General features: G+C 44.6%; 1 pseudogene. It reads left to right on the top strand.

The window, feature by feature from the left end:
• Window positions 1-224 (top strand): annotated as a pseudogene (locus V6252_RS13195) (hypothetical protein); the annotation flags it as partial.

The following is a 224-nucleotide window of genomic DNA, read 5'->3' as shown; positions in this document are numbered from 1 at the left end:
TTTAGACATTCAAGTGCGTATCTGCCCACAGACTAATTGCGCTTGAAGGTTTATATATGGCCGGTAGTGGTGACGATACAATGTTTGTGCCTCAATGCGAGCCAGAAGGTTTCCGTAAGATTACTTACTATCCTGATCGTCCTGATGTGTTGGCGATATTCACTACGCGCCTCGAAGCAGATAAGCGCTATCCTACGTTATTGGACAAAGGTAACTTAGTCGAA

Source organism: Psychrobacter proteolyticus, from assembly GCF_038155145.1.
GTDB classification, from domain to species: Bacteria; Pseudomonadota; Gammaproteobacteria; order Pseudomonadales; family Moraxellaceae; genus Psychrobacter; species Psychrobacter proteolyticus_B.
Note: the sequence above shows the minus strand (reverse complement) of the source record. Positions and strands in the feature narration are given on the sequence as shown.